The 13,728-nt window shown below is 42.5% G+C and carries 7 protein-coding genes; 2 read left to right on the top strand and 5 right to left on the bottom strand.

What is annotated here, in order from left to right:
• Positions 1-20: 20 nt before the first annotated feature.
• Together J2W55_RS15060 and J2W55_RS15055 are read left to right on the top strand one after the other, a co-directional pair.
• Positions 21-425, top strand: coding sequence for a hypothetical protein (locus J2W55_RS15060; protein WP_310097126.1), 405 nt, complete (start codon positions 21-23; stop codon positions 423-425).
• Positions 426-507: 82 nt separating this feature from the next.
• Positions 508-6,108 (top strand): alpha-2-macroglobulin family protein, encoded by a 5,601-nt coding sequence (locus tag J2W55_RS15055; RefSeq protein WP_310097123.1) that lies wholly within the window; start codon positions 508-510, stop codon positions 6,106-6,108.
• Between the two features lie 57 nt (positions 6,109-6,165).
• Here J2W55_RS15055 and J2W55_RS15050 read toward each other — a convergent pair whose 3' ends face one another.
• From J2W55_RS15050 to J2W55_RS15030, 5 genes are all read right to left on the bottom strand, one after another.
• Positions 6,166-7,962 (bottom strand): glycoside hydrolase family 9 protein, encoded by a 1,797-nt coding sequence (locus J2W55_RS15050; protein WP_310097120.1) that lies wholly within the window; start codon positions 7,960-7,962, stop codon positions 6,166-6,168.
• 150 nt (positions 7,963-8,112) lie between these two features.
• Positions 8,113-8,718, bottom strand: coding sequence for a porin family protein (locus tag J2W55_RS15045; protein WP_310097117.1), 606 nt, complete (start codon positions 8,716-8,718; stop codon positions 8,113-8,115).
• A 197-nt stretch (positions 8,719-8,915) separates the two neighbouring features.
• On the bottom strand, positions 8,916-10,328 hold the full coding sequence (locus J2W55_RS15040) for a TolC family protein (RefSeq protein WP_310097115.1): 1,413 nt from the start codon (positions 10,326-10,328) through the stop codon (positions 8,916-8,918).
• A 41-nt stretch (positions 10,329-10,369) separates the two neighbouring features.
• The gene (locus tag J2W55_RS15035) at positions 10,370-11,047 is read right to left on the bottom strand and encodes an ABC transporter ATP-binding protein (protein ID WP_310097112.1); all 678 of its coding nucleotides are present in this window, start codon (positions 11,045-11,047) and stop codon (positions 10,370-10,372) included.
• A 290-nt stretch (positions 11,048-11,337) separates the two neighbouring features.
• Positions 11,338-13,719: an ABC transporter permease gene (locus J2W55_RS15030; RefSeq protein ID WP_310097109.1), complete on the bottom strand. Its 2,382-nt coding sequence runs from the start codon at positions 13,717-13,719 to the stop codon at positions 11,338-11,340.
• Positions 13,720-13,728: the final 9 nt, after the last annotated feature.

The raw sequence follows: 13,728 nt of genomic DNA, 5'->3' as shown, positions 1-13,728 counted from the left end.
CTCACCCAATCAACTAAAATATGATAAAGGACCTTCCCGAAAATAATGTACAGGATATTGCGGTGGCAGTAGCATTGGAGAGCGAGAGTATTGAAAGCAAGATCTGGTATGTATACCTCATTAACCTTAAAAACGAGCCCATCGAAAATGTACTGGTAACCTCAAAAGGTTATGGCGAAAAAGATGGCGTGCAGGTAAAAACATCAACCTTAAGGCATATGTTTCCGGAGGTACAGGGGCAATCGTCAAAGCTTATTGAACCTATTGATGAGCAAACGTTTGGCCTCAATAATGAATATTGGCTCAGTTATTATATCGGTAAAAATATCTACGATAAAAAATTCATCTTTTTACCTGAAAGCATTGTGGAAATGAACTTTATCAAGCTGCCGGTTTTAAATAAACCAGGAGTAATGATACGATAGCCTCCCTCTTAAAATAAGTTTTCCGTTTAATTATTTATTATCATAAATTTTTTAATTTACATGATATTAAATAAACCTATTCATGGAGAACGGATATACCAGATTCCGCAAGCGTAAAACCTTGATCACTGCCGGCACAGGCCTTGTGCTTATATTACTGATCATTTACATTATAGCCAATGGTAGTAAAAAAACTACCGTCGATCCCGCGTTCAGTAAGTACATCGAATCGTATACCACAGGGGTTATATCTAAAGATAGCCGTATCAGGATCCGTTTGGCCAGCCAGGTGCAGGTTACCCACCAGCAAAATGAGCAGGTAAGTAATGATCTTTTTGACTTCTCCCCTTCTGTAAAAGGAAAGGCCTATTGGGTTGACACCCGCACAATTGAATTTAAGCCCGATGGCAAACTTGACGCCGACAAAAGTTACAGTGCCGATTTTAACTTAGGTAAACTGATTGATGTGCCAAACCAATTTGAGCATTTCAAATTCGGCTTCCAGGTTATGAAACCGGATTTCAATATAAGTTTCAATGGCTTAACAACAGCAACCAGCACAGCTACCGACGAAATGAAGTTGGATGGCACAATACAAACCGCAGATTCTGAAGACCCGGCGCTCGTTGAAAAACTGATCATGGTTAACTATGATTTCCCGGTAAAAATAAGCTGGGAGCACAATACAGGTATTAAAACACATCATTTTAAAATAACAGGTTTAAAAAGACAGGCGGGCAAAGTTACGCCCGTTACTGTTAATTGGAACGGCGGCAGTTTAAACATCGATAAAAATGGCAGCCAGCGTTTTGATGTACCGGCTATCGGCGATTTTAAAGTACTTGACATACGGGCCGTGCAGGATAATGATCAATACGTATTGGTTCAGTTCTCTGACGCGATTATGGTTGGTCAGGAACTTAACGGTCTTATCGGCATCAGCAACATTGCTGATGCAGCTTACACTATTGACGGCAGTACTGTAAAAGTATATGCATCAGAGCGCCTTCAGGGTAATTACAGCGTGTTTGTAAATGAGGGGGTAGAAAACATATCGCACAAAAAGATTACCAAAACATACACAGCCAACGTATTTTTTGAAAACCGCCTGCCTGGCGTAACCATTCCCGGCAAAGGCGTGATCCTCCCTGATTCCGGTAAGCTTTTGATGCCTTTTGAAGCGGTAAACTTGAACGCCGTTGATGTAAGCATCATCAAGATATACGAGAATAACGTACCGCAATATTTTCAAAACAATGGCTTTGATGGCGGCCAGGAATTACGCCAGGTGGGTAAACCGGTTGTACAAAAAACCATCAGGCTTGATACTGATAAGGGTTTAAACCTGAACAAAAAGAACCGTTTTATGCTGGATATTGACCAGATGATCCGTACAGAACCTGGCGCTATTTATCGTGTAGTTATCGGCTTCAGGAAGGAATATTCGCTATACAACTGCAGCATTCTCGGTGCGGGGGCCAAAAGTGGGGACGATGAAGATAACGAGTATGGAGGTGACTATTACAGCAACAACAGCGGCAAGGTAAATGACGAAGATGATGATTTTTGGTCGAGGTATGATAATTTTTATCCCGACGGTTATAGCTGGCAGGACAGGGATAATGCCTGTACTCCGTCCTACTTTACCAAGCAGCGTTGGGCTACACGCAACATCATAGCATCAAACATAGGCCTTATTGCCAAACGCGGCACTAATAACAGCATGCTGGTGGCTGTAACTGACATTTTGAGCGCCAAACCGATGGATGGTGTAGAACTTGAGCTGCTCGACTATCAGAAACAGGTGATCTATAAAACCACTTCGGGCGGGGATGGCATTGTTAAATTTGATCTCAAGCGTAAACCTTATTTACTGGTAGCCAAAAAAGGCGAGCAACGGGGTTATTTAAAGTTAGATGACGGAAGTTCCCTACCCCTCACCCGCTTTAATGTGGGCGGAGAAGAAATACAAAGCGGGTTGAAAGGCTTTATTTACGGTGAACGTGGTGTTTGGCGCCCCGGCGATTCTATTTATGTTTCCTTTATCCTGGAAGATAAATTAAAAACCCTGCCGCCAGACCACCCGGTAGAGTTTGAACTGTACGACCCCAGTGGCAAGCTATACCGGCGCATCAATAAAACAAAAGCGTTAGATGGTTTTTACAGCTTTCATACAGCTACTGAAACTTCATCGCCCACCGGTAATTGGACGGCCAAAGTAAAAGTTGGCGGCGCTTTATTTGAAAAGAAGATAAAGGTAGAGACCATTATGCCAAACCGCATGAAGTTGAGCCTTACATTCGGTAACGCGGCCGAACTTACCAAAGGCAATAACGCCAACGGAAAACTTAGCGCGCAATGGTTATTTGGCGGAGCGGCACAGAACCTCAAAGCTAAGGTTGATGCGTTTTTATCACCGCAAACAACCAGTTTTAAAAAGTATGAAGATTATGTTTTTGACGATCCTACCCTTGCCTTTAATACGCAAACCCAAACGGTATTTGATGGAAAGCTGAGCGCCGAAGGCACTGCCACTGTTGATGCCAACATCAATGTAGAAAAACAAGCCCCGGGACAATTGAAGGCCAATTTCCTGGTAAAAGTTTTTGAGCCGGGTGGCAATTTCAGCATACAGCAAACTACCCTGCCCTATAATGTTTATACCGGCTATGTAGGTATTAAAACACCAGCCGGCAGCGATCTTTCGGGCATGTTGGTTACGGATAAAGACCATCAGATTGATATTGCCGATGTTGATGTAAATGGGAATGCCCTTGCCGGAACCCGCAATGTGCAGTTAGAACTATACAAAGTACACTGGCGCTGGTGGTGGGATCAAACCGGGGATGAAACAAGCAATTTTACACAGGATAAATATAACAAGCTTATTAGCACCGCTACTGTACAGCTCAATAACGGACGCGGTAAGTGGACCTTGCGCATCCCCAAAGCCGATTGGGGCCGTTATCTTATCAAGGTAAAAGATGAACAAACCGGTCACTCTACCGGGAAATTCATTTATGTAGACTGGCCTAACTGGTCGGAAAGGTTACAGCAAACTAACCCTACCGAAGCTGCCATGTTATCTTTTACGTCTGACAAAACCAGCTATAAGGTTGGCGAACAGGCTACGCTCACCATTCCTACAGCTGCTGATGGCCGTGCGCTTATCAGCTTTGAAAATGGCAGCAGGGTTTTAAAAACCACCTGGATAGATACTAAAAAGGGCCAAACTCAATACCGTTTTACGGTTGATGAAACCATGGCCCCCAATATATTTGTAAATGTTACCCTGCTGCAACGGCATGCTCAAACGGTTAATGACCTGCCCATACGCATGTATGGCGCAATACCGCTGCAAATAGATGACCCGGAAACAATATTGAAACCGCTGATCAGTATGCCGGATAAGATCCGTCCGGAAACGCAGTCGGCCATTACCGTATCCGAAGCATCGGGCAAAGAGATGACCTACACCATTGCCATTGTTGATGAAGGCTTGCTTGACATTACCAATTATAAAACCCCCGACCCGCATGATGCTTTTTACGCCCGTGAGGCCCTCGGTGTAAAAACATGGGATTTATTTGATTACGTGATCGGCGCTTTTGGCGGCGGCCTGGAACGTATTTTAAGTATAGGCGGCGACGGCAACTTGGGCACCAACAAGAATGCATCTGTAAACCGTTTTAAGCCGGTTGTAAAATTCATGGGGCCATTTCACCTTGCCAGGGGCGAAAAGCAAACCACGCCCTTTAAATTGCCCCAATACGTGGGTTCTGTTAAAGCTATGGTAATTGCCGGGCACGATGGTGGATACGGCTTTGCCGAAAAAGCTGTGGCTGTAAAAAAACCGCTGATGATACTGGCCACCCTGCCCCGCGTGCTTGGCCCGCAGGAAAAGATACAGTTGCCGGTTACCGTGTTTGCCATGGAACCCAATATTAAAACGGTAACCGTTTCCGTACAATCAAACGCGTTCAGCAATCTGGCTGGTAACAATTCAAAAACACTCACCTTCGCTAAAACCGGCGATCAGCTGGTTACATTTGACTTGAATGTTAAAGACTTTGTAGGTGTAGGTAAAGTAAAGATCATAGCTAAAAGCGGTTCGGAAACAGCTGCTTATGATGTTGAGCTTAATGTACGAAACCCCAACCCTCCGGTAACCCGGGTATTGGAAAAGGAACTTAAGCCCGGCGAGGCCTGGAACACCGCTTATCAGCCGGTAGGCATTAACGGCACCAACAAAAATACGCTGGAGATTGCCAGCATTCCGCCATTAAACCTGAGTAAACGGCTCGATTACCTGATAGCTTATCCACACGGCTGCGTTGAGCAAACAACGTCATCAGCGTTCCCTCAACTGTATTTAAGCCAGTTGCTTGACCTTTCGCCCATTCAAAAAGCAGAGGTTGAGAGAAACATTAAAGCAACCATCAGCAGGCTAAACGGCTTCCAGGTGCAGGATGGCGGCTTAAGTTATTGGCCCGATGGCGGCAGCGCCGATGAATGGGGAACTAACTATGCCGGGCATTTTATGTTAGCCGCCCAAGCAAAAGGTTACAGTATGCCTTTAGGCTTTATAGAGCAATGGAAAAAATACCAGAAACAAAAAGCACAAACCTGGGCGCCTGACTCGCGTAGCTTTTATGGCGACGACCTGAACCAGGCCTATCGTTTATACCTGCTGGCCCTCGCCCGCTCGCCCGAACTGGGAGCCATGAACCGCCTGCGTGAATTTAAATATTTAAGCGTTGAGGCTAAATGGCGTTTGGCGGCGGCCTATAAACTTGCCGGACAGCCGGAAGCAGGTTTAAGATTAATTGCCGGTTTGCCTACCACTATTAAACCCTATAATAGCATGTACGGCACTTACGGCTCCGATTTGCGGGACGAAGCCATGATCCTGGAAACACTTACCCTGTTAGGGCAGCAGGCAAAGGCAGCCGGGCAATTAGGTACCGTGGCCGCAAGGTTATCACAGGACGACTGGTACAGCACGCAAACTACGGCGTATTCACTTATTGCCATTGCCCAGTATTGCGGCCAAAACAAAGCGGCAGCCAAGCTTACTTTTAATTATCAGGCGGGCGCTGTCCGTAGCAATGTTAACTCTGCTTCTTATATATGGCAGTCGGCTTTAAGCACCAACGGAGGCAAAGTATTAGTTAAGAACAATGGCACTAACAAACTTTATATAAGATTGATACAAAAAGGTCAACCATCGTCAGGGCTTGATGTTAAAACTTTTGTAGATCCGCAAATTATGGGGATGCGTATTGGTTATTTTACCATGAGCGGTAAGCCAATTGATCCCACCACGCTAAAACAAGGCACTGATTTTGTTGCGCAGGTAAATATTAAAAACCCCGGCCGGCGTGGCAGATACGACAACCTGGCCCTTACCCAAATATTCCCTTCGGGATGGGAAATACTCAACAGTCGCATGCTCAACAACGATGAGGTATTTAAATCATCGCCTTCAGATTATCGCGACATTCGCGACGATAGGGTGAATACTTATTTTAGCCTCACCGAAGGCAAAGAATATACTTATTATGTAATGCTGAACGCTGCTTATGCTGGGCATTACTATTTACCCGCGGTTTATTGTGAGGCCATGTACAACAATTCCATCAACAGCCTTATTAAAGGGCAATGGGTTGATGTGGTTAAGTAACAAGAAAAGCCTTTAGCGTTGCTAAAGGCTTTTTACTTTCAAAATGGTGAAACACTTTTATTTGGCGGGATGCTTTAGCTTTAACTGCAGGCTTTCAATAGCATTGGCCAGATAAGCCATCGGTGCATTCCAGTTTATGGCTATTTCATTTGCAGCATACGCCCTGTCGTCATCTATATAGGCCTCGTCGGGTACGGTTGAGGGTACACGGATGCTGTCCTGCATTCCAGGATTGGCTCCCCCCACCAGCAAACCCGGTATTGGTTCGGCTATCCCGTCGGCTACAGAAGGCCTGTGATGCGGGTGCATGGGCGTCTTACTGCCATAGCCGGTAACATACGAATAACCGGCGGCGTTACGGCCCAGCAGGTAATCGAGATTTGCCAAAGCGTAATCGAGGTATTTTTCTACATTTGTGAGTTTATAAGCCTGAATTAATAATACACCTTCGTTTGCAGCCTCGGAGGTGCTACCCCACCCAAAATGTTTTGCCGATTGGGTCATCACAGTTTGATAAGCATTATCATCAACGCCATTCATAAGCTCATCGGCGGCAGTAATCAGTCGCTTTTTAATTTCGGGCAGCTCTTTAACATCTTTTGCATCGGTAGCGGTAGTATTTTTTACAAGCGTATAATAACCCAGCAATTTTACCTGCGACCATGTTGGCACCGGCATCTGATTATCAGGAAGCAGGTTGATGTTTTGAAGGAACCCTGTATTGTGCGTAGTAACAAACAATTCAGATGCAGCCCATATAAATTCATCAGTAAAATGGTTATCGCCGTAAGTGCCAGTAGTTATCGGCGGGGTAAATTTTTTATTAATTTCCTCCTGCTTATAGGCAAGGTTTGGATTTTTGACTGCCCATGTCCAGGCATTTTGGGCAGCATTGAGGCATGAATCGGCCAAACCAGGCAATTGCTGTTTATATTTCTTTAATATCCTCGAAGCCTGTGCCATTACCGCGGCAAAGTCTAAAGCAGCGGCTGTGCTTTTTTGCACCACATACCGCGGGGCTTTCTCTTTATCGGGCATTTCAAATTTATCAAAGGCAGCGTTTGTTAACTTATGGTAAACGCCGCCATCTTCAGTATCCTGCATGGTGATCATCCACCGCAGGTTCCATAAAACCTCATTTAATATATCTGGTATGCCATTGCCGCTCTCGGGAATATTCAGGTTAACCGTTTTCATATATTCCGGAAAATCTTCATACAAAGAAAGCAATGTACCGGTGGTTATACCGCTGTTTACAATGTATTTGTTGTAATCGCCTGCGTCATACCAGCCGCGCGGCGACGAGATAATAGTGCCAGCCTTGCGCTTTGCACTTTGAGTTGATGAATGTACCAGCACCTGGGTATCCGGATGGCCCCCGGCACGCTGCCATTTCCCGGCATATTTTTCCGGCAGCGCTATTGAGGCGCGCATATAATAATAGGCTTTAATAGCCGCGTCAGCAACAGGCTTATGTACCCGGTTTTTTATTTTAAACGGATAAGAAACAGCTCCTCCCTGTACATACAGCCGATAGCTTCCAGGTTTATTAAACATGCTAAAGTTGGCGATGCTGGTTATATTCCCGGCAAAGTCGGGCTTAACCGAAGGGGTTAATTTACCGGCAAATACTATCTTTTTTTGCAGGGTTTGGATAGTGAATGTATCCCCTTTACCATTTAATACTATCGCCTTTTTTACCGCATCGGGATAAAAACCTATCTGGTTTAATCTTATTGACACTGCTGCTTTATCACGCTGTTGTGATGAAGCCGGTTGAATGATAAACAGCGTGATAACTATCCATACGCTTATACGTAAAACAACTTTATTGTAAATGATTTCTTTGTTCATTCAGGTTATTGGATTTGGTTTATTAAAGGCAGTCGCGACAATAAATTTAAGTGCAAGCTAATCATTAGTATAATACTATTATTGCAAATAATAATTCAAAAAAAAGACCCGCTCAAAATGGCAGGTCTTTTTTTTACAATACAAATAATCTTACAATGAGAATAACTTGTAAGCTAAAGCAAGGCTAAATACGCTTACACGGGTGTGTGAATTATCATTGCCGTAAGCAATTTTATTTAAGCCACCTTCATACCTCAAATCAATTGATAAGGCGCTGATATCAAGCCCGGCTCCAACCTGCACCCCATAATTTGCATTTTTGTAACGCAAAGCGGTAGCGTCAGAAACAGCGTCGCCAATGCTTTGGTCTTTATTAACGGTAAATGAAAATACCGGACCTCCGTAAAAACGGCCGCCTAAACCAAAAGCGCCAATTTTGCCACCAACCAGCAAAGGCACATCAATGCTGGTGAATTTTGCCTTGTTCTCTACCGAAGTGTTATCCGCCTTTACGTTGATGTTTTTACCTGTTACATAAAGCTCGGGCTGAAAGTTAAGCCCTAAGCCACCAACCCGTGCCCAAACACCGGCCAAATAACCCGCACGGTTACTGTTGTTGAATATACCATTCGACGGGAAATTGGAATAATTTAAGCCGCCTTTAACACCAAATGAAAAATTGGGTATTACTTGCGCCGAGGCAATTCCGATAGTAAGAAGGTAGCTGCTTAATGTTAAAATAATTGTTTTTTTCATGTTAATTGTGTTGTTTTTAAGGTAAATGATGTTGTAATCCGCATTTATATATGCTATAAACTAACGGGTATTATTCATTAACAATATCAGGCTTGTCATGTTTTATTTTGAACTTATAAAACATGACAAGTCTGGCATTAAGAGCTAAATCGGGAATAAAAGTAGAAATTTTTTACAGAACCCGTGTTAAGTTGCTTCTAAAACGACAATTTCCCCTGGTAATAATCAAGAACCTTATTGTAAATAAAGCAATCATAACGGGCATTAATCAGGTTTATGTTGGCCCTGTCCAAGTTGTTTTTTGCAACTACAAAGTCCACAGAGGTTAATACACCAGCATTAAAGCGAATTTCGGCTGTCCTGAATGATTCTTTATAAGCCTTAACCTGTTCAACCAAAGCGCTGTACCTGTTATAAGCCGATATCATATTCAAATAAGCAGTTTCCACATTTTGCCGCAAAGTTACCTTGGTGTTCTCCTCTACATATTTTGATTCCTGGAGATCAATTTTTGCAAGCTTTACGTTATTACGGTTTTTAAAATAGTTTAAAATAGGAATGCGCAAACTCACGCCAAACTGCGTACTGTAATTGTTTTTAAACTGATCATAATAGCCTATATTTTTGTTAATATAGTTGGCTTGTGTTTCATAAACAGGCAGTTTACCTGATGGAGCATTTACAAACTGCCCGGTATTTACTGTAGATGAATCGGTAAATATAGAGTTTTGCGCGGCGCTTGAATAGTTTGTATACAACCCTCCAAATAATGATATTGTTGGAGATAAAGCTCCTTTAGCAACTTTTACACCCTTTTCGGCGCTTTGGCGTCGTAAAACAGCAGCTTTAACATAAGCCAGTTGTTGTAAGGCTGTATCAAATATCTGGTCAGAACTTTGATTTGTTTGCGTTGCCACATCCTGTACGCTTACAGGTTCAAGCTTAATATTCTTTCTATAAGGGACATTAAGGATCTGTAACAAATTCAATTTTGATGTTTCCAGTGTATTCCTGGTATTAACTACATTCAGCTGATTATCGCCATAAGTACCTTTAAGATCATAAAGATCAGACGGCAATTTATTTGCGCCCTCCTTTTCTAATATTTCCAGTCTTTCTACCTGCTTCCTTGAAACCTCAAGCTGGTTATAGGCCTGAGCCAGTAACTCGGTATTATCCAAAACCAAAAGATAGGCTGTTATTACATTAATGGTTACCAGGTCTTTTGCCTGTTGAAAATCCATTTTACCGGCCTGATATGCCAGTGATGTTTGTTTAATAGCATTTAAATTCTGCAACCCGCTAAATAGTGTCAGGCTGGCATTCAGGCTATAATTGCCTGAGGTATATGATTGGTTTACATAACTATTTGTAAATGGGTTGATACTGCGACCCTGGTTAATGCTATGATCAACCTGGCCATTTAATGTAGGCAACAGGTTTTCTTTAGCCTGGTTATAACCAACGCGGAGGCGGGCCATTTCCAGCTCGCTCTTTTGTACATCAAGATTATTTTTAATAGCAGTTTCAATACACTGCCTTATAGATAGTACAGAATCTGTTTGATTTTGAACCTGCGCTTGAGCTTTAAGGCCTACAAGGGTAATCAAACTAAAAAATATAAATTTAAAGTATCGCATTAGTAAGTTGTTCAGAGTTGTTTTGATGATTCGATTTTACCATCTAAAAGATTAATGATACGCGAACCGTATTCGGCATTTTTTTCTGAATGTGTTACCTGTATAATGGTAACTCCATCCTCTTTATTCAGCTTGCGGAAAAGCTCCATGATCTCCTCCCCTTGTTTGGAGTTAAGATTACCGGTTGGCTCATCGGCCAGTAAAAGTTTTGGTTTTGCTATTAATGCCCGTGCAATGCCCACCAGTTGCTGCTGCCCGCCCGACAATTGAGCCGGAAAAAGGTCTTTTTTACCAACAATGCTAAAGCGGTCGAGCATATCGGCTACCATGGCTTTGCGTTCGGAGCCTTTAAAATCCTGGTAAATAAGTGGGGTTTCAATGTTTTCATAAACTGTAAGCTCATCAATTAAATGATAAGCCTGGAAAACAAAACCTATATATTGTTTATATAATGCCGAGCGTTGTTTTTCTTTAAGCTGATGTATTGCATGGCCGGCAAAATATTGATAACCTTCTGATGGTTCATCAAGCATACCTATAATATTAAGCAGTGATGATTTGCCTGACCCTGATGGCCCCATGATGGAAATAAATTCGCCTTCATCAACCTCAAGGCTCAAATCGTTTAATACAAAATTTTTAAGTCCGCTTACCTGATAATATTTGGAAATATGCTGAAGTGATAACATTTTATAAATATTTGTTTTTAATTAGTGTGGGTTTTTGTTTAAAAATATCAATTCATTTTGGGCAATCAAGTATCAATAATATACCAAACTTTTAATACATTATAAATCAATACATTACATCACTAACATAGTATAAACACTGTTCGCTTATGTAACAGGGAGCGTACGGTTATGATACAATGAAACGAGTTGTGTATAGTGGGTCTCAGGTGTTTTCGGTTAAGCAGAAAAAGTAAAATCCCGGCAAATGTGTAGTGCCGGGATTTCAACTTAAAACTCAGAACGTTTGATTATTCGCTTCTTAAACTTTTAACAGGATTGGCAATTGCTGCTTTAATGGCCTGGAAACTTATGGTAGCCAGGGCAATGATGAGCGCTAAAATGCCGGCCAGCGCAAATATCCACCAGCTTATATCAATACGGTAGGCAAAATCCTGCAGCCATTTATACATAAAAAACCAGGATAACGGCGTGGCTATAAAAAAGGATATAATAACCAGGATGAGAAAATCTTTTGATAACAGGTTTACAATACCCGATACAGAGGCCCCCATAACCTTGCGGATGCCTATTTCGCGGGTGCGCTGAAGTGTACTGTACGATGCCAGGCCCAGTAAACCCAGGCATGAGATAAATATAGCCAGCACGGCAAAATTAAAGAACAATTTGCCGAATCGTTGTTCGCTGCGGTACTGCCGGTCAAAAAACTCATCTAAAAAATAATAACTAAAAGGCCTGTTAGGAATAAGTACTTTCCATTTATTTTCAATGGCCGCGATAGTTCCGGTTAAGTTTTTTGACGATATTTTTACAGAGATCAGGCCAAGTTGCTTAAGCTCTATGCGCATACTCAATGGCTTAATATTTTCCTGTAACGACCGGAAATGAAAATCTTTCATCACACCAATTATTTTGCCTTCGCGGCCCCACTGCTTAAAGCGCCGGCCAACGGCTTGCTGCGGAGAACTGTACCCGAACATTTTAACCGCGGCTTCATTTAACAACATAGCCTTAGCGGTATCAGTGCCAAAGTCCCTGGAAAAAGCGCGACCGGCAACCATTTTAATTTTAAATTGATTTACATAATCGTAATCAACAAAATAAAGGTCAAGGTTGGCTATTTGCAGGTCGCCCCTACGGTTTTCAATTTCTGAATAAGCCCCCGGGTTGCCGCCACCCGGAACACTGGATGATTGCGACGTTGATTTTACGCCGGGGATAGTTGCTATGGCTTCCTTTAAGGCATTTGCACCAGGATCGCCGTTGGTATCCAGGATCAGCATTTGATCTTTAGCAAAACCAAGATCGCGATTTTGCATAAAATTCATCTGCGTATAAACAACAATGGTACCTACTATAAGGGCTATTGATATACTAAACTGTGAAATAACCAGGGCTTTGCGTAATATATTGCCCTTGCTGCCACTTGAAAACCTGCCTTTTAAAACAACAACCGGTTTAAATGATGACAGCACCAGCGCAGGATAAACACCGGCAACTAAACCGATAGCAACCGATGACACAAACAAAATAAGTACATAATACCAGTTTGAGAATATGCCGGCACTAATGGTTTTACCGGCCAGTTGATTGAACAATGGAAGTAAAAGAACTGATAATATAACGGTAAGCACAAAGGAGATTAAACATAACACAATCGACTCCCCTATAAACTGGCTTGCCAGTTGTCCTTTCTCAGCGCCTACAACCTTTCTTATGCCTACTTCTTTCGCACGCTCAACCGAGCGGGCGGTGGTTAAATTTATAAAATTGATGCAGGCAATTAGTAATATAAATATGGCTACTATGCCAAATATATAAACATTGGTAATACTGCCAGAGCCTTGTCCGTCGCGCTTTGAATACAAATAAACGGACTTCATCGGCTCAAGAAAAAAAGTATAAAACATTTGACTCGCTTTTGCGGTCTTGCCGTAGTGCCTTTCCAAAAAGGCCGGGAATTTGGCCTCTAACGCTTTAGGATTGGTATTTGGTTTTAACAGTAAATAGCTTGATGCCCCAAAGTTGCTCCATTGATCGTCAAGGCCTTTATTAAACCGTTGCGTAAGCGATGACATGGAAATTAGCATATCTGCTTTGATCTGCGAATTTTCAGGTATATCCTTCATTATGCCCGTTACTTTGGCAGGTATAGCGTCGCCGGTAACCAATACCGTTTGCCCTATAGGATCGCTGTTACCAAAGTATTTTTTTGCCGCGGTTTCAGAAAATACAATACTGGCCTGTGCGCTTAAAGCTGTGTTGGGGTCGCCTTTTAGCAATTTAAAATCAAACACCTTAAAAAAGGTCGAATCGGCAAATACAGATCTTTCTTCCTGGAATTTAACATTGCCACGCCTGATCAGGAAACTTCCGCCGCTTACACGTACAAATGACTCAACCTCGGGAAAATCATTCTTGATATTAGGGGCAAACGGCCAGGCGGTTATACCCGTATTAATAGTTTCTGTGGGGGTTTTAATATCAGTAACCAAACGATAGATACGATTGGCCCTGGTATGAAAATTATCATAACTGAGCTCAAAGCCCACATACATAAAAATAAAAAAGCAGGCGGTAATACCTATTGACAAACCGGTAATATTGATGGCCGAAAATGCCCAGTGTTTCCAAAGGTTTCGCAGGGCAATTTTAAAGTAGTTTTTTATCATGACAATGGT

The organism is Mucilaginibacter pocheonensis, from assembly GCF_031456535.1.
Taxonomy (GTDB): domain Bacteria; phylum Bacteroidota; class Bacteroidia; order Sphingobacteriales; family Sphingobacteriaceae; genus Mucilaginibacter; species Mucilaginibacter pocheonensis.
This window is presented reverse-complemented; position numbering and strand designations above follow the sequence as displayed.